At 61.1% G+C, this 21172-nt stretch carries 16 protein-coding genes; 4 read left to right on the plus strand and 12 right to left on the minus strand.

All coding sequences use genetic code 11. From position 1 onward, the window contains the following. From AB4O36_RS13955 to pstS, 11 genes are all read right to left on the minus strand, one after another. The gene (locus tag AB4O36_RS13955) at positions 1-882 is read right to left on the minus strand and encodes an ABC transporter permease (protein WP_460142047.1); all 882 of its coding nucleotides are present in this window, start codon (positions 880-882) and stop codon (positions 1-3) included. Next, positions 879-1961: an ABC transporter ATP-binding protein gene (locus AB4O36_RS13960; RefSeq protein ID WP_460126125.1), complete on the minus strand. Its 1083-nt coding sequence runs from the start codon at positions 1959-1961 to the stop codon at positions 879-881. The genes AB4O36_RS13955 and AB4O36_RS13960 overlap by 4 nt, the downstream gene beginning before the upstream one ends. A gap of 94 nt (positions 1962-2055) precedes the next feature. Then, positions 2056-3090 (minus strand): ABC transporter substrate-binding protein, encoded by a 1035-nt coding sequence (locus AB4O36_RS13965; RefSeq protein ID WP_460126127.1) that lies wholly within the window; start codon positions 3088-3090, stop codon positions 2056-2058. A 14-nt stretch (positions 3091-3104) separates the two neighbouring features. After that, positions 3105-4136 (minus strand): ABC transporter substrate-binding protein, encoded by a 1032-nt coding sequence (locus tag AB4O36_RS13970; protein ID WP_460142048.1) that lies wholly within the window; start codon positions 4134-4136, stop codon positions 3105-3107. Positions 4137-4288: 152 nt separating this feature from the next. Further along, positions 4289-5587, minus strand: coding sequence for an NAD(P)/FAD-dependent oxidoreductase (locus tag AB4O36_RS13975; protein ID WP_460142049.1), 1299 nt, complete (start codon positions 5585-5587; stop codon positions 4289-4291). A gap of 436 nt (positions 5588-6023) precedes the next feature. Then, positions 6024-6575 carry a hypothetical protein gene (locus AB4O36_RS13980; RefSeq protein WP_460126734.1) on the minus strand — a complete coding sequence of 184 codons (552 nt, stop codon included), beginning with the start codon at positions 6573-6575 and terminating at the stop codon, positions 6024-6026. A 77-nt stretch (positions 6576-6652) separates the two neighbouring features. Beyond that, a complete protein-coding gene (locus AB4O36_RS13985; protein WP_460142050.1) occupies positions 6653-7351 on the minus strand; it encodes a hypothetical protein in 699 nt (232 codons plus the stop codon). After that, positions 7351-8112 carry a phosphate ABC transporter ATP-binding protein PstB gene (pstB, locus tag AB4O36_RS13990; RefSeq protein WP_368554561.1) on the minus strand — a complete coding sequence of 254 codons (762 nt, stop codon included), beginning with the start codon at positions 8110-8112 and terminating at the stop codon, positions 7351-7353. Before pstB ends, AB4O36_RS13985 begins: the two co-directional genes overlap by 1 nt. Positions 8113-8188: 76 nt before the next feature. Beyond that, complete coding sequence (gene pstA / locus AB4O36_RS13995; protein WP_460126736.1) at positions 8189-9082, minus strand: phosphate ABC transporter permease PstA; 894 nt, start codon at positions 9080-9082, stop codon at positions 8189-8191. Then, positions 9082-10047, minus strand: coding sequence for a phosphate ABC transporter permease subunit PstC (gene pstC / locus AB4O36_RS14000; protein WP_460142051.1), 966 nt, complete (start codon positions 10045-10047; stop codon positions 9082-9084). Before pstC ends, pstA begins: the two co-directional genes overlap by 1 nt. A 75-nt stretch (positions 10048-10122) precedes the next feature. Beyond that, complete coding sequence (pstS, locus tag AB4O36_RS14005) at positions 10123-11154, minus strand: phosphate ABC transporter substrate-binding protein PstS (protein WP_460142052.1); 1032 nt, start codon at positions 11152-11154, stop codon at positions 10123-10125. 223 nt (positions 11155-11377) lie between these two features. On the opposite strand from pstS, the gene AB4O36_RS14010 reads away from it, so the two are divergent. The 4 genes from AB4O36_RS14010 to AB4O36_RS14025 all read left to right on the plus strand — a co-directional run bounded on the left by AB4O36_RS14010 (position 11378) and on the right by AB4O36_RS14025 (position 18743). Next, entirely contained in the window at positions 11378-11767 is a 390-nt protein-coding gene (locus AB4O36_RS14010; RefSeq protein ID WP_460142053.1) for an NUDIX hydrolase, read from the plus strand. A 744-nt stretch (positions 11768-12511) separates the two neighbouring features. Then, complete coding sequence (gene atzF, locus AB4O36_RS14015) at positions 12512-14311, plus strand: allophanate hydrolase (protein WP_460142054.1); 1800 nt, start codon at positions 12512-12514, stop codon at positions 14309-14311. An 83-nt stretch (positions 14312-14394) separates the two neighbouring features. Further along, positions 14395-18027 carry an urea carboxylase gene (uca, locus tag AB4O36_RS14020; protein ID WP_460142055.1) on the plus strand — a complete coding sequence of 1211 codons (3633 nt, stop codon included), beginning with the start codon at positions 14395-14397 and terminating at the stop codon, positions 18025-18027. Beyond that, positions 18027-18743, plus strand: coding sequence for a GntR family transcriptional regulator (locus AB4O36_RS14025; RefSeq protein ID WP_460142056.1), 717 nt, complete (start codon positions 18027-18029; stop codon positions 18741-18743). The genes uca and AB4O36_RS14025 overlap by 1 nt, the downstream gene beginning before the upstream one ends. 70 nt (positions 18744-18813) lie before the next feature. On the opposite strand, the gene AB4O36_RS14030 is transcribed toward AB4O36_RS14025, so the two are convergent. Further along, positions 18814-21009, minus strand: a complete 2196-nt coding sequence (locus tag AB4O36_RS14030; RefSeq protein ID WP_460142057.1) for an OsmC domain/YcaO domain-containing protein — start codon at positions 21007-21009, stop codon at positions 18814-18816. Between the last annotated feature and the right edge of the window lie 163 nt (positions 21010-21172).

Consider the following 21172-nt stretch of genomic DNA (forward strand, 5'->3'; position numbering starts at 1 on the left):
TCACTCGCTGCGCCGGCCGAGGCCCGCGCCCTTCTTGACGATGAACAACATGAGCAAGGTGGTCAGCAACAGCACCACGCCCAACGAAGAAGCGGCACCCCAGTTGGCGTACATGGACACGTCGCTCTCGATCCGCATGGAGATCATCTGCACCTTGCCACCGCCCAACAACGCAGGCGTGACGTAGAAGCCCAGGGTGATCACGAACACCAGCGTGGCGCCGGCCGCCAGCCCCGGCAGCGACAACGGCAGGAACACGTCGCGAAAGGCTCGGGACGGCGACGCACCGAAGGCGGCAGCCGCCTGGTTGTAGATCGGATTGATGCTTTTCATCGCGGCGTACAACGGCAGGATCATGAACGGCAACATGATGTGCACCATGCCGATCACCGTGCCGGTCAGGTTATGCACCAGGGCCAGCGGCGCGTCGGTCAGGCCCAGGCTCATCAGCAAGTCGTTGGCGATACCGCGACGCTGCAGGATGATCAGCCACGCGTAGGTACGCACCAGCAGTGATGTCCACAGCGACACCAAAAGCAGCCCCATGGCCAGGTTGGCGAGCCAGCGCGCGCCCTTGATCATGAAATAGGCATAGGGGTAACCGATCAGCACACAGGCGATGGTGACGATGATGCTGATCTTGAAGGTCTGCACGAACGTCAGCACGTAGATCGGCTCGAGCAGGCGCGTGTAGTTCTCGATCGTCAACTGACCGTTGGCGTCGAACAACGACAACCAGAACAACCAGCCGATCGGCAACACAAACGTCAGCAGCACCAGTAACAACGCAGGCAACCCTGAGCCGAACAGATACCAGCGATGACGCCGCTCTGCGCGTTGCAGCTCACGGGCATTCAATGCGTGCAGTTCGACGACACTCATGGCTCGTTCCCCACCACCAGGGTGTCGTGCGGGTGCAGGCCAAGCACCACGGCCTCGCCACGAGCTGGCAGGCGATTGCTTTCGGAGCTGCGGGTCGGGCGGCGAATGGCAACGGCCATGCCTTCGCCCAGGTCAATCTGCACCAACTGGCTTTCGCCCTGGAAAATCACATCGGTGACGTGGCCGTGCAAGTGATTGTACTCACCAGCCTCGGCCGCGACGAATTGCAGTTTTTCCGGACGGACCACCAGGCTCGGATTTTTCAGCCCCTCCACCGCGCTGCCGGTTTTGAGTGTGCGCCCCTGGAACTGGAGCAGCCCCGCGTGCTGTGTCACCGGCAGGCAGGACGACTCACCGACGAACTCGGCGATGAACCGGTTGGCAGGACGCTCATAAAGGTTCACCGGCGTATCGATCTGACGAATCTTGCCCTTACTCATCACCGCGATGCGGTCGGACATGGTCAAGGCTTCGCGCTGGTCGTGTGTCACGTAGACCACTGTCATACCCAGGCGCTCATGCAGACGGCGCAATTCCAGTTGCATGGTTTCGCGCAGACGTTTGTCGAGGGCCGAGAGGGGCTCGTCCATCAACAGAATCTTTGGCTCGAACACAATGGCCCGGGCCAGGGCAATACGCTGGCGCTGACCGCCCGACATTTCGTTGATATTGCGCTCAATCAGGTGATCGAGTTCCACCGTGGCCAGCGCCTGTTCCACTCGCTGGCGGATTTCAGCCCGCCCGTAACCCCGCAGCTTCAACGGGTATGCGACGTTCTGAAAGACGTTCATATGGGGAAACAGCGCGTAACTCTGGAACATCATGCCGACATCGCGCTTGTGCGGCGGCTCGAAGATCATTTCCCGACCACCAAAGCGGATGCTGCCGGCATCAGGACGAACGAAACCGGCGAGCGCCATCAACAGCGTGGTCTTGCCCGAACCCGAGGAGCCGAGCAGAGACAGGAACTCGCCACTCTTGATCGAGAGCGATACATCATCCAACGCAGCAAAACTGTCGTAGGTCTTGGTCAGGTTCTCGATGTCGATGGACATCGAAAGTTTAAGGTCTTCGGACATACTCACACTCGGCACAAACGGGCGACTCGAGCCCTTTTTATAGAGGGAGAAGCGCCCGGGGCGCCCCTCCTCACTGTTCGGTTGGCAGCAACGGTCAGTGGGCCAGAAACAGCGCGAACCGCTGACGTACCGCTTCCTGGTTCTTCACCCACCACTCGGGTGACACCGACACCACCTTGTTGATGTTCTGCGGTGAGGTGGGCAAACGCGCCGCCAGTTCCGCAGTGATCGCGGCCTGTTCGTACGCCTTGGCATTGACCGGAGAATAAGGAATCAACGTCGCCAGCATCGCTTGGCTCTCGGGCTTCATGATCTGGGCTATCAGCTTCATTGCCAGATCCTTGTTCGCGGCGCCCTTGGGAACGATCAGGCAGTCGTGGCTCAACAACGCACCATCAAAACTGTAATCGACTTTTTCGCCACTGTTTTTTACATCGTTGACCCGGCCATTCCAGATCGCCAGAAAATCGACCTCACGGCTTCGCAACAACTGCGCCGAATCCGCCCCTGCCCCCCACCAATTGACCACTTGAGGCTTGATGCGATCAAGCACCTTGATCGCACGTTCCACATCCAATGGATACAGGTCTTTCGGTGCAACGCCGTCCCCGAGCAACGCCGCTTCCATGGTCAGCCAGGGCTGACGGTACAACGCTCGGGCACCCTTCACCTGAGGATCGAAAAACTGCTGCCAGTTCTTCGCCACCGGTGCACCCGTGTCATCGGCCCACGCCACGACGGTGGCGTAGGCGTGACTGGCGATCCAGTGACTGCTGACCACACTCTTGTCGACATGCGTTGCATCGATGACGGAGTAATCCAGCGGTTCCACCAGGCCTTCCTGCTGGGCCTGGGCGCACTCGGTGCTGCCCAATTCCACCACATCCCACTTCGGCCGGCCCGACATGACCTGGGCACGCACCGCCGCCAGGCCATCCATGTTGTCTTCCTTGATCGTCACGCCCAGTGCCTTGGCGGCGGGTTCAAGGTAAGCCTTGCGCTCTGCGTCCTGCAATGCCCCACCCCAGCCCGAAAATGTCAGGCTATCGGCCAGCGCCGCACAGCTTCCCACCATAGCCAGTGATGCAACGACCGCCGTGTTGAGCAATTTCTTGTTGAAACCGAACATACCCATTGCCTCCGTCAATTCTGGATGAACAAGTCAAAGCGACGTTGAACTTCGGCCTGGTGTGCCAGCCACCAGACAGGATCAAAGAACACCACTTTGTCGATGTTGGCCGGTGCGGTGGGCAAGGTGGCGGCCATAGCGGCCGGAATGATGTTGGTGTCGTAAGCCTTGACGTTAATCGGCGGGTTTGGAATCAGGGTCACCAGGGTCGCTTGGCTTTCCGGTTTCATGATGTGCGCCACCAGCTTCATCGCCAGTTCCTTGTTGGGCGCGCCCTTGGGCACAACCACGCAGTCATAGTCGAGCAGTGCATGGTCGTAGGTGTAGTCGACGGCTTCACCGGATTTTTTCAGTTCATCAACACGCGAAGCCCAGATGGCCAGGGCGTCCACCTCTCGACTACGCAACAATTGCGCGGAATCCGTGCCGCTGCGCCACCAATTGACCACCTGTGGTTTGATGCGCTCCAGCACTTTGAAAGCGCGGTCGATATCCAGTGGGTAAAGGGCTTTGGGCGACACGCCGTCGGCGATAAGCGCCAGTTCCAGCGTTGTGTAAGGCTGGCGGTACATGGCGCGGGACGCTTTTACCTCGGGGTCGAAAAATGCTTTCCAGGTCTTCGGCGTATTGTTGCCGGCGTCATTGGCCCAGGCCAGCACGGTGGAGTAGGCATTGCTGGCGATCCAGTTCTTGCCATAGAAATTTGCGGCCACTCCCTCGGTGCTGATCACCGAATAATCAAGGGGCTCGGTCAGGCCCTGCTCCTGGGCAAGTACGCAGTCATTGGAAGCCAGTTCGACCACATCCCACTTCGGCTTACCCGACATCACCTGGGCACGCACTGCTGCCAGGCCGTCCATGTTGTCTTCCTGGATCTTGATACCCAGGGCTGCTTCAGCGGGCTTGAGGTAGGCCTTGCGTTCGGCGTCTTGTAGCGCCCCTCCCCAGCCGGCGAACGTAACGGTACCTGCGGCTTGCACATGGGTCACAGTGCACAGAGAGAGAGCCAGCGCGACGCCGGCCGTGCGCTTTTTGATTGAATGCATTTTCAACTCCTGAGTTTATTTTAATTAGACAGTTGAATCGAACGCGGGGCGACTTCGCCCGAACCACTCTTCTTATAATCACGGAGGCACCACGCTGCCCCTCTTGTTCCAGCCTCTACCGCAACACTGCTTTGCAACTCGATGCCAATGACTTATTTGGAATCCTTGAAGCGATACCATGCGTAGGTCATACGCTGCCCCACCCGCAGAAACGGCTGGAACGGAAAACGCTTGGGAACCTGGTGCAGGAAGTCAATCTCGGTGGGCTGCCTGGCACCTGTCAGCATTTGCGCCAGACGTTTGCCGGCCTGCACCGAAAACGACACGCCGCTGCCGGCGTAACCGCCACCGGCATACACGTTATCCAGCCCCGGCACCCTGCAAATGAAGGGCAGCGAGTTCTCGCTGACCGCGACCCAGCCACCCCAGTTGTAATCAACTTGAATGCCTTCCAGCACCGGGAACTTGCGGCACAGGGCGTCATGCAGATTTTGTCGGTGACGTGGATTTTCGGCCTCACGCCCGGTGATGGCGCTGCGACCGCCAAACAGAATGCGATCATCCGGCAAGCGACGGTAATACGAGAGCAGGTTGCGGGTATCGAACATACATTCGCTGCCCGGCAGGCTGCTCCGTTTCTCTTCCAGAGTCAGGGGCCGGGTCACGATGATCTGCGAATGCACCGGCAACACGCGCCCGGCGGTGGCCTTGTTCAACGCTGGCGAGGTGTAGCCATTGGTGGCCACCACGACCTTGCGAGCGGTGACTACGCCATTGGGGGTCACGAGGCGATGAACGCCGCTCTCGCTGTGCCACTCCACCACTGGAGAAGACGTGTGAACCCTTGCCCCCGCTTTGCGGGCCATGCGGTGCAGACCCCACGCCAGCTTGAGCGGATGCATGGAAAAGCCATCTGGCATGTACAACGCGCCGAATGATTCGGCCCCGCTGTGCACGGCCTGCACCTGGCTGTCGCTGACGAACTTGGCCCGGTAGTTCAGCACGTCGTTGTACAGGCCGACCTCGTGCCTGAGAGCATCGACGTGTGCCGCGTTACTTGCCACCTTGTAAACGCCATCCGGTTGCGGATCGCAGTCGATCTCCCCATCGCGGATCAACCCCCGAACAGTGTTGAGCCCGGCGGACATTTCATCGAAATAGGCCTTGGCCGTGGTCGCGCCGTAGCGCTTGATCAGTTGCGACAGCGGCACACGCCCACCGGAAATACGCGCGAAGCTGCCGTTGCGACCGCTGCAACCCCAGGCCACCTGATTCGCCTCCAGCACCAACGCGCTGATCCCATGCTCCCGAGCCAGATGCAGCGCGCAACTGAGGCCGGTGTAGCCAGCTCCGATGATGGCCACCTCGACATCGACGGCCACCGAAAGCGGGCCATCGTCGTCCGGAGCGGCACCCGCTGTATCAACCCAATAAGAGGGTGAATGCGGCATTCCGACGCCTGGGGTAGCACTGACAAGAGGATCGTACAATTTACACTCCGTATCGCTGTGCGATTTATGCATATCACTTAATTGATATACTCGAACGGATATTGATTCATGTCAATCAAATTGAAGACGGGAATCATTAGGAATGTGTAAGGCCTGATGTCACGCGGTGTTCGGGAGACCATCGAAGGCAAGCCCGCTCCCACAGCGTTACACCCAACCTGTAGGAGCGAATTCATTTGCGATGGGCGTTAACGATGACGCGGGCGGCCTGATGCCCGTGGGGCTTGGGAGACCATCTCGAGCAAGCTCGCTCCTACAGAGGCAGCGCCGTCCCTGTAGGAGCGAATTCATTCGCGATGGAGGTCAACGATGACGGGGGAGATCTGATGCCCCGCAGTGGCCGGGACAGCATTGCGAGCAGGCTCGCGCCCACAAGTCAGGAGGAGTAAACGCCTGCGCCCTGCCCAACCGGCGCCTTGAATCGATGCGGCTGCTGCCAGGCCAATTGCGCCTGCACATCCGCAACGGCGTCCAGCACGCGCTGCGCCCAACGGGGGTCATCGGGTTGCACCACGACCACGCGGAAGCCGTGGTCCTGGCCTTCGACCTTCACGCCTTCGGAATCATCGACGTGTAAATCGATATCGAACAGTCGCGGCAGTTTCGATGGAGTGATCGAAAGCCCGTGGGATTTGAGCGCCTCGTCGTGGCGAACGCTGTTGACCACGCCGTCGACATGAATACCGTAGAGCATCAGCCAACGGCGGATGTAGCTCGGCGTGCGCCCGGACGAGGTGTACACCCAGACACTGCAATCCTGGCGACGCAGTTCACGGATCAGTTCGCGGGTGCCCTGGCGCAACGGTTCGCCCAGCCAGCGGTGAATGGATTGGGGCAACAGGTTCGGCTCCGCCTCGCTGTGGTGCGGCAGGCACGCCAGGGTGTCGTCGATATCGAAGGAAATGCGCACACGACGGCACTCGACCATCGGCACGTAACTGCGGGTGATCTGCCACGCCTGATTCACGGCAAACCGGCATTTCTCGAACGTCGAAACGCTATTCATCACGCGCCCCCCTGGTAGGCAGGCAGTTTTCGCTCGTACACGAAAAATTTCTGTGGATCCGGTGATTGATCTTCCAGGAAAGCGGCATATTTTTTCTTGATCTTGGGCAACTCATACAGGGATTTCACGCCATGTTTGGCTGAGTTGCGGATGACGGATGACGGGTTGAAATAACCCTTGGCGTTGTCCAGCGTGAGCACGAACGGCGGCTGGCCCGCCCGCATCAACAGGTAACTGACGATCAGCGAGCCGCTGCGGTGATTGCCTTCGATGAACAGTTGCGGCTTGCTCAGGACCCGCACGTACAACCCGGCCGCTCGCTTCCACACCGATTCGCTGCGGTACGCGCAGTACCAGTTGAAGAGGTCCTTGATGCCGCCTTCGACGTTATTGAAGAAGTGCGCCTCGGTCGCCGCCAGGTGCTGCGCAAACTCGATCCTGCGATCCGGGTCTTTGCCGCACAGCACGGTCGCGTTGATTTCCAGCATCAGGTTCAGGTTTTGCAGGTGGAACAGGTCGACATCATTGGCAACGTAGTCGTCGATCAACGCATAACCCGCCAGCACGTTGTTCAGCACTTCGTCGGTGAACGGGTCACGCGGCTCGGTAAACTGCATGCTGAGCTCGGAAAAACGGCCCTGCACTTCACGCAGGGCCGCCTCGATCGCGGGCAAATCAAGACGACGTTTGGCAAACATCAGCTGAATTTACCGCTGATGTAGTCGCTGGTCATTTGCTCGCGCGGGTTGTCGAAGATCTGTGTGGTCGGGCCCATTTCCACCAGATAACCGGTACGCGTGCCCTGGGAAATGTCCACCGAGAAGAAGGCCGTGGTGTCGGCGACACGGATGGCCTGCTGCATGTTGTGGGTCACCAGGGCGATGGTGTAATCCTTCTTCAGCTCCACCATCAGCTCTTCGACGCGACGGGTAGCGATCGGGTCGAGTGCCGAGCAGGGTTCGTCGAGCAACAGCACTTCCGGCTCGGTGGCGATGGCGCGGGCGATGCACAGACGTTGCTGCTGACCGCCGGACAGCGACAGGCCGCTGACCTTGAGCTTGTCCTTGACCTCATCCCACAACGCGGCGCCTTGCAGGGCGTGCTTGACGCGGTCACCGATGTCGCCCTTGTAGCGGTTCAGGCGCAGGCCAAAGGCGACGTTGTCGAAGATGCTCATCGAGAACGGGTTCGGTTGTTGGAATACCATGCCGATGTAACGGCGCACGACCACCGGGTCAACGCCCTTGCCGTAGACGTCCTGGCCGAGGAAATGCACGTGGCCTTCGAAACGGAAGCCTCGCACCAGGTCGTTCATGCGGTTGAGGCTGCGCAGCACGGTACTTTTGCCACAGCCCGAAGGACCGATGAAACCGGTGATCTTGTTTTTTTCGATCGGCACGTGGCTGTCGCGCACGGCCATGAAGTTACCGTAGAAAATCTTGTCGAGCTTGCAGTCCATGACCACGGGGGCCTGGGTTTCGAACGGAGCAGCTTTTGGCGCGGATAATACGGTCATAATTCAGTTGCTCCGATTCTCAATACTTTGGCTTGCCGAAGATACGGCTGACGACGTTCACGACCAGAACGATCATTACCAGCACCAGCGAAGCCGCCCAGGCGAGTTCGAGCTGGTTGTCAAACGGCATGCCGGAGAAGTTGTAAATCAGCACGGCCAGCGATGCGGTCGGGTTCATCACCGCCAGGCTGCCGTCATGAATGATCCAGTAGTTGCTGAACAGCGCGGTGAACAACAGCGGTGCGGTCTCGCCAGCGGCACGTGCCACGGCCAGCATCACACCGGTAAGGATCGCCGGCATACCGGTCGGAAGGATGATTTTCCAGATCACTTGTGAGCGGGTGCAGCCCATGCCGTAGGCAGCGTCCTTCATGATCTTGGGCACCATCTTCATCGACTCTTCAGCGGTCAGTACGACGATGGGCAACATCAGCACCGCCAGCGCTATCCCACCGGCAGGCGCCGAGTAGGTACCGGTCGTCATCACCACGATGGCGTAGGCGAACACACCCGCCAGGATCGACGGCAGGCCGGTGAGCATCTTGGCGGCGAAACGCGCGGCGTTGGCCAGCTTGCTTTCCGGGCCGAGCTCGGCCAGGAACACGGCGGCCATGATGCCAACCGGCACCGCGATGGCGGCGGCGATGCCGACCATGACGAAGGTACCGGCCATGGCGTTACCGAAACCACCACCGGTCTCGAAACCGGTGGGCGGCAGTTCGGTGAAGACTTCCAGGCTCAGGCGAGCCCCACCCTTGGTGATCAGCATGTAGAGCACTGACAGCAGTGGCACGCTGGCCAGCAGCGCGCCAAACCATACGAGTGTCGTCAGGACCAGACTGCGCAGCGCACGGCCTTCAAATTTGCGTTGCAGGCTGGGCAGCGCTTCAAGAGGAGTGGTCAGGCTGGTCATCATTTACTACCCCGCTGGGCGTACATCATGATCATGGAGCCGATGACGTTGACCACCAGGGTGATGAACATCAGCACCAGTGCGGCGTACATCAACACCTCGATCTCGTTCGGCCCCGCTTCCGGGAAGTTCAGCGCCAGCAAGGCCGCCAGGGTATTGGCCGGGGCGAACAGCGACAGGGAAATGTTGTTGGCGTTACCCACCAGCATCGCCAGCGCCATGGTTTCACCCAGTGCGCGGCCAAGGCCCAGCACCAGGGAACCGAAGATGCCGGTGGCGGCGGATGGCACCATTACCTTGAGAATCGCTTCCCAGTGGGTCGTACCCATGCCGTAGGCGGCCTGTTTGGTTTTCATCGGGACGGCCGTCAGCGCGTCCTGCGATACCGCCGCGATCGTCGGCAGAATCATGATGGCCAGTACCAGGGCGGCGGGTAACAAACCCGGACCGCTCAGGGACGTGCCGAAAAAGGGGATCCAGCCAAGCTCAGTGTGCAACCACGTCGTCAACGGCCGAATAGCCGGGATGACCACGTAAATTCCCCAAAGACCGTAGACGACGCTGGGGATGGCTGCGAGCAATTCGACGATGGTGCGAAAAACGGCTGCAAGCTGGGCGGGCAGGAAATCCTGAGTCAGGAAAATCGCCATGCTGACGCCGAAAAAGCCTGCAATGACCAGTGCAATCAGGGCGCTGTAGAGCGTGCCCCAAATGGCCGGCAGAATGCCGTACTTGCCTTGGTTAACGTCCCAGACACTGCCGAACAGGACATCCAGTCCGTGCTTTTCCATACCAGGAAGCGCCTTGACGCCGACTTCATAGACCAGAGCAAACACCACGGCCAGGATCAGCACCACGCCGATACGCGCGAGCGCACGGAAGGTCCGGTCAACCAGAAAATCCTTCGCGGAAGGCGGTTTGCAGGCAGAGTCCGAATTGACCGGTACGACAAAAGGCTTGTTCATGGAGTGATTCCGGAACAGTGAGGGAAACTCCTCCGACGGGGCTGACAGCCCACGCCGGAAGAAGCCACGCAGGTGTTACTGGATGTTGGCGGAAGCCTTGCGAACCTGATCGACAACCGATGGCGGCAGCGGGATGTAGCCCATCGAGTCGGCGATTTTCTGACCTTCGGTCAGGCCGTACTCGACCATCTCACGCATGGCCTTGGCTTTTTCAGGGCTTTCGTTTTTCTTGCGGAAGATCATCCAGGTGTAGGAAGTGATCGGGTAGGACTTGGCGCCATCCGGATCAGGCAACCAGGCCACCAGGGATTCCGGCATCTTCACTGCCGCCAGTGCTTCGGCACCGCTTTCGGCGTTTGGCACGACGTATTGGCCGGCCTTGTTCTGCAGTACGGCGAAGTCGACCTTGGCCAGTTTGGCAAAGCCGTACTCGATGTAGCCGATGGCGCCCGGGGTCTGGCGTACGGTGGCGGTCACGCCATCGTTTTTCGGCGATTTGATGAATTTGTCACTGGCTGGCCAGTTGACGGTGTTGCCTTCACCCAGGTCCTTGTTGAACGTAGGGTTGATGGCAGCCAAGTGCTTGGTGAACACAGCAGTAGTGCCGCTGGAGTCTGCGCGCACGACAACGGTGATCGGCATGTCAGGCAGTTTCAGGTCCGGGTTGGCAGCAGCGATCTGCTTGTCGTTCCAGTTGGTGATCTTGCCCAGGAAGATGTTTGAGTAAACCTCGCGCGGCAGCTTCACGCCTTTAGGGCTGCCTGGCAGGTTGTACGCCAGCACGATCTCGCCTGCTGTCATTGGCAGCAATTGAGCGCCCTCGGCAACCTTGGCGATGTCTTCGTCCTTCATGGCCGAGTCACTGGCGGCGAAATCGACCGTCTTGTTCAGGAAGTCCTGTACACCTGCCCCGCTCCCCTTGGACTGGTAGTCCACGGTGACGCCTTCGGTTTTCTTGCTGAAGTCCTTGAACCAGGTGAGGTAGATCGGAGCCGGGAAGCTGGCACCGGAACCGGTCAGGCGTACGCTTTCCGCAGCGAAAGACACCGAGGTGGCGCACAGAGAAACCGTAACGGCCAGCGCAGCAGACTTAAACAAACTCTTCATCAAAGGAACTCCATGTGTTTTACGGGGCTACGGCACTCTGAACGTTAATTGTTAAAGGTTTATGACAAAGGCATGGCAAACGGCCTGACGTACGATTTTTCTGACAAGCAATGAAGCGATCAACGGCGCTACACGGTCATCCAATCGACATATTCAATCCCTACGCTTGAGTCAGGAGCCGTCACAGGGAAGCTCCGTCCAGCCAACCGATCCGGGAATGCGCATGAAGGCAATGGACACTGCTACGGCAAAGAGAAAGGGAATCAAACTACGCGCCACGGTGATTTACCGTAAGGATGGCGAGGTTCTGTTCGTACGAAAGCGCAACGCCAAGTGGAACCTCCCCGGCGGCACGGTAGAGCGCAACGAGACACCCTTGCAGGCGGCTCGCCGGGAAATGGCCGAGGAAACCGGCCTGTCATGCGATGAACTGCGTTACATCACCGAGTTCCGAGAGGACAAGGTCATTCATTACCTGTTCGAAGCGACAACGACGACGTCCAAACCTCGTCCCTGCAACGAGATTGACGCCTGTCGCTGGATCAAGGCCAAGGAAGTGTCCAAACGCCGGGTGCGCAACCCGATCAAGGTGCTTCTCAAGCGGTGCGCCTGATCACCGACAACGCTGGGATTGTGCGTCTACTTCAAACAAGTTCGACTGCGAGTGATCGAAGCCCGCCAAGGCCGGAGGTTGGGTGCCATGCTGGGTGATGGTCAACCAGCAATGGCCGTTGACGGCTGCGGACTTCAAGCACTCATACGGTGGTCTCGGATAGGCCGAGAAGCATACGGCTATTGATTTTCAGCGGGCTGTGGCGCGTTGACGTCATCGTCAGCGAATTGCTCGATTGCCGCAGGCGCGTTGGGATGCATCGAATGTGAACTGGTTCTACCGCTCGCCCGGATGAATCCATCGTCTGCCGCGCTGCTGGCTGGCGTGGCTGGAGCCGGGGTTGTCGAGACTTGCAAAACGCTGGGTTCGGCCTCGGTGCTGATCCTGTTTGGCTTTTTAGGTGGGTCTGCAAGCGCTGTCAGGCAGGCTGCGGTCAGCAGCAATGCGCTCAGGGCGCTCATTAAGGTCGTGCTCATTACGTACGCCTCCTGTGTAGAGTCGCAGGTAAAGTTTGGACCCCGGGGCGAAAAGCACGGCAACAGGTGACCGACGGCGGCTCGATGGGCCTGGGCGCACGCACCACAACCAGACACGGCGAACGCAAACAGTGCAGGGATCTGATTGAAAAACCCGGCATGCACTTGACAAAAACAACGCAACCTTTTGTTTTAAAAGATATTTAACAAGCTGGCATTCATCTTGCCATCCATCTTCCCAACTTGGATACAAGATGGGATGCACAGCATGTTCGAGACACCGTCGGCCTTCACCCTGGATGAGTGGAAACACGCCTATCGCGACAACGCAAAACCGCAGGAGCTGCTGCACGCGGTATTGGACAGTTTGAGTAGCGATGATCCGGCCTGGATCAGCCTCGCCACGCCTGAGCAACTCGACGCACAACTCGCACACCTTCAAACCCTTGTCGACAACGCAAACGGCAATCTCGACGCATTACCGTTATATGGCGTGCCCTTCGCCATCAAGGACAACATCAACGCCGCGGGCTGGACCACCACCGCCGCGTGCCCCGAATTCGCCTATGTCGCCGAGGCCGACGCGACCGTCGTCACCCGCCTGCGGGCGGCCGGTGCGATCCTGATCGGCAAGACCAACCTCGACCAGTTCGCGACCGGCCTGGTCGGCACCCGCTCACCCTACGGTGCGGTGCCCAACAGTTTCAATCCGGACTACGTCAGCGGCGGCTCCAGCTCCGGCTCGGCCAGCACGGTGGCGCGCGGGCTGGTGGCGTTTTCGCTGGGCACCGACACGGCGGGCTCCGGGCGCGTGCCGGCCGGTTTCAACAACATCGTCGGACTTAAGCCGACCAAGGGCTGGCTGCCCAACACCGGGCTCGTGCCGGCGTGCCGCACGCTCGACTGCATTTCGGTGTTTGCGCTGACCGTGGCCGACGCCCAGGCCGTCGCCACTATCGCCGGTGGCTTCGACGCCGCCGATGCCTACAGTCGCAAGAACCCCAACAGCGCCAAGGTCGGTATGCCGGACAAGCCGCGCCTGGCCGTACCCGCCGCGCCGCAGTTTTTCGGTGACGAGCAGAACCAGGCAGTCTTCGAGCAGGCGCTGGGCAAACTGCGCGAGCTGGGTGCCGAACTGGTCGAGATCGACTTCTCGCCGTTTCGCGAACTGGCCGAACAGCTCTACTACGGCCCCTGGGTCGCCGAGCGCACCGTGGCGGTGGAAGGGGTCGATCCCGCCCACATCAACCCGGTGGTGCGCGGTGTGGTCGCCGCTGGCGAGAACTACAGTGCCTGCGACGCTTACAAAGCCGAGTACATTCGTGCCGAGCTGAGCAGGACCATCGACCAGGCACTGGCCGGTTTCGACGCGCTGGTGGTGCCGACCTCGCCGACCATTCGCACCCTGGCGGAAATGGCCGTGGAACCGGTGCTGTTCAACAGCCAGTTTGGCACCTACACCAACTTCACCAACCTCGCCGACCTCTCGGCCCTGGCCCTGCCAGCGGGTTTGCGTGCCGATGGTCTACCGGCTGGCATCACCCTGATCGCCCCGGCCTGGCACGACCATGCCCTCGCCGCTTTCGGCCAGCGCTGGCAGCAGGCCCTGAACCTGCCGCTGGGCGCAACCCAACGTGCCCTGCCCGCCCAACGTGCCAGCGCCCAGGCGCCGGGCAGCGTGCGGGTGGCGGTGGTCGGTGCGCACCTCACCGGCATGCCGCTGAACTTCCAGTTGCTGAACCGCGACGCTGTACTGGTCGAGCAAACCACCAGCGCCCCCCACTACCGCCTCTACGCCCTGCCCGGCACCGTGCCACCAAAACCTGGACTGGCCCGTGTTGCCACGGATGGCGCCGAAATCATCGTCGAGCTGTGGGACGTGCCGCAGGCGCGCTTCGGTGAATTTGTCGCGGAGATTCCGCCACCGCTGGGCATCGGCAATCTGGAGCTGGCCGACGGTCGCTGGGTCAAGGGCTTCATCTGCGAACCGTACGTCCTGGAAGGCGCCCGCGACATCACCGGCTTCGGTGGCTGGCGCGCGTTTATCGCCAGCCTGGCGAAGCCGTAAAGCGCGAGATCCGTCGGCGGCCCAGGCCGCCCTACTCAGCATTTTCGCTTCCAGACCATGGAAGCCAGGGACGAGGCACACCTATGTTCACTACCGTACTGATCGCCAACCGTGGCGAGATCGCTGTCCGCGCCATCCGCACCCTCAAGCGCCTCGGCGTGAAGAGTGTCGCCGTCTACTCCGATGCCGACCGCAATGCGCAACATGTACGCGACGCCGACGTGGCCATCGCCCTGGGTGGCGACAAGCCGGCCGACAGTTACCTGCGTATCGACAAGATCCTCGACGCCGCCATGGAAACCGGTGCCCAGGCGATCTACCCCGGTTATGGCTTCCTCTCCGAAAGTGCTGAATTCGCCGATGCCTGCGAGGCGGCTGGCATTGCCTTCGTCGGCCCGACTGGCGAGCAGATCCGCGAGTTCGGTCTCAAGCACCGCGCCCGTGAGCTGGCAGGTGTTGCCCAGGTGCCGATGGCGCCGGGCACGGGCCTGCTGCAAAGCCTTGCGCAAGCCCTGGAAGCCGCGGAAGGGATCGGTTACCCGGTGATGCTCAAGACCACTGCCGGCGGCGGTGGTATCGGCCTGACCCGCTGCGCCGATGCCGACGCACTGGTCAGCGCCTACGACAGCGTCAAGCGCATGGGTGAGCAGTTTTTCAGTGACGCCGGGGTGTTTCTCGAACGCTTCGTCGACCAGGCGCGCCACGTTGAAGTGCAGATTTTTGGTGACGGTCAGGGCCGCGTCGCTGCCCTCGGTGAACGTGATTGCTCGCTGCAACGGCGTAACCAGAAAGTCGTCGAGGAAACCCCGGCGCCGAACTTGCCTCAGGCCACCCGTGAGCGCTTGCATGCTGCCGCCGTGCAACTGGGCGAGTCGGTCAGCTACCGCAGCGCTGGCACCGTGGAATTCATCTACGACGCTGCTCGTGATGACTTTTATTTCCTCGAAGTGAACACCCGCCTCCAGGTCGAACACCCCGTCACCGAAATGGTCACCGGCCTGGACCTGATCGAGTGCATGCTGCGCGTAGCCGCCGGTGATGCGCTGGACTGGCCTGCGCTGGAGCGTGCCCCGCAGGGCGCCGCCATCGAAGTGCGCATCTACGCGGAAGATCCGCTGAAGAACTTCCAGCCCAGCCCCGGCGTGCTCACCGAAGTGCATTTCCCCGAAAACGTGCGCGTGGATGGCTGGGTCAGCACCGGTAGCGAAGTCTCGGCCTTCTACGACCCGATGATTGCAAAGCTCATCGTGCACGGCGCCACCCGTGAAGAAGCCATCGCCAGGATGCGAACCGCACTGGGCGAAACCCGCCTGCACGGGATCGCCAGCAACCTCGATTACCTGCGCCAGGTCGTGGCCGACGCTCGCTTCGCCGAAGGCCAGGTGTGGACCCGACTGCTCGACACCTTCACTTTCAAGGCCAGCGTCATCGAAGTGTTGGAACCCGGCACCTACTCCAGCGTCCAGGACTATCCGGGGCGGCTCGGCTACTGGGACATCGGCGTGCCGCCGTCCGGGCCGATGGACGACTTTGCCTTCCGCCTGGCCAATCGCATCGTCGGTAACCACACCGATGCTGCGGGCCTTGAGTTCACGCTGCAAGGCCCGACCCTGCGATTCCACACCGACGCCCTGATCGCCCTGACGGGCGCCGACTGCCCGGCTACGCTGGACGGTGAAGCCGTCGCCTACTGGCAGCCGATTCAGGTCAAGGCCGGCCAGGTGCTCAAACTCGGCCGAGCGCAAAGTGGTTGCCGCACTTATCTGGCCGTGCGCAACGGCTTCGACGTACCGCAATACCTGGGCAGCCGCTCGACCTTCGCCCTGGGCCAGTTTGGCGGTCACGCCGGACGTACCCTGCGCCCGGCCGACATGCTGGCAATCTCGCAACCCGAGCTGGCGGCCTGCACCACCCCGGCACCGGTGGCCTCGCCACAAGCGGTGCACCCTAGCCTTATTCCGAGCTACGGCACGACCTGGAACATCGGCGTGCTCTATGGCCCGCACGGCGCACCGGACTTCTTCACCCCCGAGGCAATCGAGGAATTCTTCGCCGCCGAATGGGAGGTGCACTACAACTCCAACCGCCTGGGCGTTCGCCTGTCCGGGCCGAAGCCGAGCTGGACCCGCGCCAATGGCGGCGAAGCCGGCCTGCACCCGTCCAACGTGCACGACTGTGAATACGCCATCGGTGCCATTAACTTCACCGGCGACTTTCCGGTCATCCTCACCAAGGACGGCCCGAGCCTCGGCGGCTTCGTCTGCCCGGTGACCATCGCCAAGGCCGAGCTGTGGAAAGTCGGCCAGGTCAAACCCGGTGACAAGCTGCGCTTCCACCCCATCGGCTTCCAGCAGGCGCAGAGCCTGGAGCAAGCACAGTTGGGCAGCCTCGAAGCGCTGGCCGCCATCAGCGCCGTGACCCTGCCGGCGCCGACGCTGGAACCGCAGGACACCGTATCGGCCACCGTGCTGGCCGAACTGCCGGCCGAAGGCAGCCGCCCGCGCGTGGTCTATCGCCAGGCCGGCGACGCCTACATCCTCATGGAATACGGCGACAACGTACTCGACCTGGCCCTGCGCCTGCGCGTACATCTGTTGATGGAAATGCTCAAGGCCGAGCCACTGCGCGGCCTGGAAGAACTGGCACCCGGCGTGCGCTCGCTGCAACTGCGCTACAACAGCCGCGTGTTGCACCAGCAGGCGTTGATCGAGCATTTGCTGGGGCTGGAGTTGCGCCTCGGGGATGTCGCCGAGCTGAAAGTACCGACCCGCATCGTTCACCTGCCGATGGCCTTCGAGGACAGCGCCACCCTGGGCGCGGTCACCCGCTACCGCGAGACCGTACGCGCCGAAGCCCCGTGGCTGCCGAACAACGTCGACTTCCTCCAGCGCATCAATGGCCTGGCCCATCGCAATGAAGTGAAGGACATTCTGTTCGACGCCAGCTACCTGATCCTCGGCCTCGGCGACGTTTACCTCGACGCCCCATGCGCCGTACCGCTGGACCCGCGCCATCGCCTGCTCAGCTCCAAATACAACCCGGCACGCACCTACACCGCCGAAGGCACGGTGGGCATTGGTGGCATGTACATGTGCATCTACGGCATGGATTCGCCCGGCGGCTACCAACTGGTCGGGCGCACCTTGCCGATCTGGAACAAATACGTGAAAAACGCCCAGTTCGAAAATGGCGAGCCGTGGCTGCTGCGTTTCTTCGATCAGGTGCGGTTCTACCCGGTCAGCGAGGCCGAGCTGGACGAGTTCCGCGAATCGTTCCGCGAAGGCCGCGCACAGATCCGCATCGAACACAGCGAATTCGACTTTGCCGAATACCAGCGCTTCCTCGTCGACAACCAGGCCGACATCGCCGCGTTCCAGGACCGGCAGAAAGCGGCCTTCGATGCCGAGGTGCCGCTGTGGCGTGATGACGAAGCAGTGGTCGACGTGACGTCGCCCCATCCACAGGACGACGACGGCGACCTCGACGGCCATCTGGTCAGCGCCGACATGTGCGGCAGCGTATGGAAAGTGCTGGTGGAGCCCGGCCAGCATGTCGAGGCGGGTACTCCGCTGCTGGTGGTCGAGGCGATGAAGATGGAGTTGTCAGTGACGGCGCCGGTGTCCGGCGTGGTCAAGTCGGTGCGTTGCCAACCGGGCAAGGCTGTGACGCCGGGCGACGCCCTGCTCCTGCTGACGCCGAGCGAGGCGGCTGCCTGATGCAATTGGTCGGTGCCTCGAAAAAAAACCGGACGAACCCGGACAGCCTGGCTGAACGGGTTTACCAACAGCTCAAGGATGACATCTTCGCCTTCCGGCTATTGCCGGGCAGCCGGTTCTCGGAAGGCGAAATCGCCCAACGCATGGAAGCCAGTCGAACCCCGGTACGCCTGGCACTCTATCGGCTGGAGCGCGAAGGTTATCTGGACGTGCATTTTCGCAGCGGCTGGCAGGTACGGCCGTTCGACTTCGAGCATTTCGAGGACCTTTACGAGCTGCGCATCGTGCTGGAAACCGAAGCGGCGAAACGCCTCTGCGCACGCTCGGCGAATCATCCACTGGACGCCTTGCAAGCGCTCAGCGCCATCTGGCTGGTCGCCGCCGAAGACCGATTGCAGGACGGCAGCGAGGTGTCACGACTGGACGAGCGGTTTCACTGCCAACTGGTCGAGGCAGCGGGTAACGCCGCCATGGCCAGGGTGCACGCGCAACTGAGCGAAAAGATCCGCATCATCCGGCGGCTCGATTTCACCCAGTCGCAGCGTATTGCCCTGACCTATGAAGAGCACGGCGCGATCCTCCGGGCGATCCTTTCGCATCGCAGCGACGAGGCCTGCCGGTTGTTGAAAGCGCACATTGAAGTCAGCAAGGCGGAAGTGCGCAAAGTGACGCTGCACATGTTGCAGGAGGCCCACGAACGCGCGATGCGGGCGTGAGCAGCCCGTGCCCGCTTTTGATCTTGATCTTCTGTGGGAGCGGGCAAGCCCGCTCCTGCAGAAGGTGCGGTTAGCGGGGTGGGTTGGATCGGGCGGCGTGCAATTTTTTGTAGCTTTCGATCAGGCGCAGGTGCCGGTCGAGGCCTTCGAGTTTCATGCTGGTGGGTGTCAGTCCGTAGAAGCGCACGCTGCCGTTGACCGAACCAATCGCGGCGTCGGTGCGTTCGGCGCCGAACATGCGGCGGAAGTTGGCTTCGTAGTCGGCCAGTTCCAGATCTTCATCCAGTTCCATCTCCAGCACCACGTTCACCGCTTGATAGAACAAGCCACGCTCGACGGTGTTGTCGTTGTATTGCAGGAAGGTTTCCACCGCTTCCTTGGCTTCCTCGTACTGCTGCAGGGCCAGGTAAATCAGCGCCTTGAGCTCGAGGATGGTCAACTGGCCCCACGGGGTGTTGTCGTCGAACTCGATGCCGATCAGGGTGGTGATGTCGGTGTAGTCGTCCAGCTCGCTTTCCACCAGGCGCTCGACCAGGTCCTGCAACTGCGCCTCATCGAGGCGATGCAGGTTGAGGATGTCTTCGCGGAAGAACAGCGCCTTGTTGGTGTTGTCCCAGATCAGGTCGTCGACCGGGTAGATCTCCGAGTAGTCCGGCACCAGGATGCGGCAGGCGGTGGCGCCCAGATGCTCGTACACCGCCATGTACGATTCCTTGCCCATGTTTTGCAGGATGCCGAACAGGGTCGCGGCCTCCTGGGCATTGGAATCTTCGCCGTGGCCGGAGAAATCCCACTCGACGAATTCGTATTCCGCCTTGGCACTGAAGAAGCGCCACGACACCACGCCGCTGGAGTCGATGAAGTGCTCGACGAAGTTGTTCGGCTCGGTCACCGCGTGGCCTTCGAAGGTCGGCTGCGGCAGGTCGTTGAGGCCTTCGAAGCTGCGGCCCTGCAGCAGCTCGGTCAGGCTGCGCTCGAGCGCCACTTCCATGCTCGGGTGGGCGCCGAACGAGGCGAACACGCCACCGGTGCGCGGGTTCATCAGGGTCACGCACATCACCGGGAACTCGCCGCCCAGCGACGCATCCTTGACCAGCACCGGGAAACCCTGGGCCTCCAGGCCCTCGATACCGGCAACGATGCTCGGGTATTTCGCCAGCACCTCGGCGGGCACGTCCGGCAAGGCAAATTCGCCTTCGATGATTTCGCGCTTGACCGCACGCTCGAAGATTTCCGACAGGCACTGCACCTGGGCTTCGGCCAGGGTGTTGCCGGCGCTCATGCCGTTGCTCAGGTAGAGGTTTTCGATCAGGTTGGACGGGAAGTACACCACCTCGCCATCGGAATGACGCACGAACGGCAAGGACACGATGCCGCGTTCTTCGTTGCCGGAGTTGGTGTCATACAGATGCGAACCACGCAACTCGCCATCACGGTTGTAGATCTTCAGGCAATAGGCGTCGAGGATTTCGGTCGGCAGTTCATCCTTGCGCCCCGGTTTGAACCAGCGTTCGTCCGGGTAATGCACGAATGGCGCGTTGGCGATCTCTTCGCCCCAGAACTGATCGTTGTAGAAGAAGTTGCAGTTCAGGCGTTCAATGAACTCGCCCAGCGCCGAAGCCAGTGCGCTTTCCTTGGTCGAGCCCTTGCCATTGGTGAAGCACATGGGCGACTGCGCATCGCGGATGTGCAGCGACCAGACGTTGGGCACGATGTTGCGCCACGAGGCGATCTCGATCTTCATGCCCAGGCCCGCGAGGATCGCGGACATGTTGGCGATGGTCTGCTCCAGCGGCAGGTCCTTGCCGGCGATGTAGGTGCCCTCCCCCGACGTCGAGGTTGGCATCAGCAGCGCCTGGGCATCGGCGTCGAGGTTTTCCACCTCTTCGATCACGAATTCGGGGCCGGCCTGGACGACTTTCTTCACCGTGCAGCGGTCGATGGAGCGCAGGATGCCTTGGCGGTCCTTGTCGCTGATGTCTGCTGGCAGTTCGACCTGGATCTTGAAAATCTGGTTGTAGCGGTTTTCCGGATCGACAATGTTGTTCTGCGACAGGCGAATGTTGTCGGTCGGGATATGGCGGGTCTCGCAGTACAACTTCACGAAGTAAGCCGCGCACAACGCCGACGAGGCCAGGAAGTAATCGAACGGACCCGGCGCAGAACCATCGCCCTTGTAGCGAATCGGTTGGTCGGCGATCACCGTAAAGTCGTCGAACTTGGCCTCAAGCCGCAGGTTGTCGAGAAAGTTGACCTTGATTTCCATAGGGGATTACCAGAATAGCGAGCTAAAACAAATTGGCCGCCATTATCCGGCTTTTGCGGCAGAAGTCCTGCGCTTTCATCAAGGACCGCCGACCGGTCTGCTTGTATCCCAATGTATCTGGCGCTTGCCTGGATACATGTGTTTGCACCCGGCGCACGATTCG

Source organism: Pseudomonas sp. S2_E01 (assembly GCF_054668365.1).

Bases quoted from the DNA above. Each gene is read 5' to 3' on its own strand.
- pstC (WP_460142051.1), bottom strand. From the start codon at position 10,047: ATGAACAAGCCTTTTGTCGTACCGGTCAATTCGGACTCTGCCTGCAAA.
- AB4O36_RS13980 (WP_460126734.1), bottom strand. From the start codon at position 6,575: ATGGTCGAGTGCCGTCGTGTGCGCATTTCCTTCGATATCGACGACACC.
- AB4O36_RS14010 (WP_460142053.1), top strand. From the start codon at position 11,378: ATGAAGGCAATGGACACTGCTACGGCAAAGAGAAAGGGAATCAAACTA.
- AB4O36_RS14030 (WP_460142057.1), bottom strand. From the start codon at position 21,009: ATGGAAATCAAGGTCAACTTTCTCGACAACCTGCGGCTTGAGGCCAAG.
- AB4O36_RS13975 (WP_460142049.1), bottom strand. From the start codon at position 5,587: ATGCCGCATTCACCCTCTTATTGGGTTGATACAGCGGGTGCCGCTCCG.
- atzF (WP_460142054.1), top strand. From the start codon at position 12,512: ATGTTCGAGACACCGTCGGCCTTCACCCTGGATGAGTGGAAACACGCC.
- pstS (WP_460142052.1), bottom strand. From the start codon at position 11,154: ATGAAGAGTTTGTTTAAGTCTGCTGCGCTGGCCGTTACGGTTTCTCTG.
- AB4O36_RS13955 (WP_460142047.1), bottom strand. From the start codon at position 882: ATGAGTGTCGTCGAACTGCACGCATTGAATGCCCGTGAGCTGCAACGC.
- uca (WP_460142055.1), top strand. From the start codon at position 14,395: ATGTTCACTACCGTACTGATCGCCAACCGTGGCGAGATCGCTGTCCGC.
- pstA (WP_460126736.1), bottom strand. From the start codon at position 9,082: ATGACCAGCCTGACCACTCCTCTTGAAGCGCTGCCCAGCCTGCAACGC.
- AB4O36_RS13965 (WP_460126127.1), bottom strand. From the start codon at position 3,090: ATGTTCGGTTTCAACAAGAAATTGCTCAACACGGCGGTCGTTGCATCA.
- AB4O36_RS13970 (WP_460142048.1), bottom strand. From the start codon at position 4,136: ATGCATTCAATCAAAAAGCGCACGGCCGGCGTCGCGCTGGCTCTCTCT.
- AB4O36_RS13960 (WP_460126125.1), bottom strand. From the start codon at position 1,961: ATGTCCGAAGACCTTAAACTTTCGATGTCCATCGACATCGAGAACCTG.
- AB4O36_RS13985 (WP_460142050.1), bottom strand. From the start codon at position 7,351: ATGTTTGCCAAACGTCGTCTTGATTTGCCCGCGATCGAGGCGGCCCTG.
- AB4O36_RS14025 (WP_460142056.1), top strand. From the start codon at position 18,027: ATGCAATTGGTCGGTGCCTCGAAAAAAAACCGGACGAACCCGGACAGC.
- pstB (WP_368554561.1), bottom strand. From the start codon at position 8,112: ATGGACTGCAAGCTCGACAAGATTTTCTACGGTAACTTCATGGCCGTG.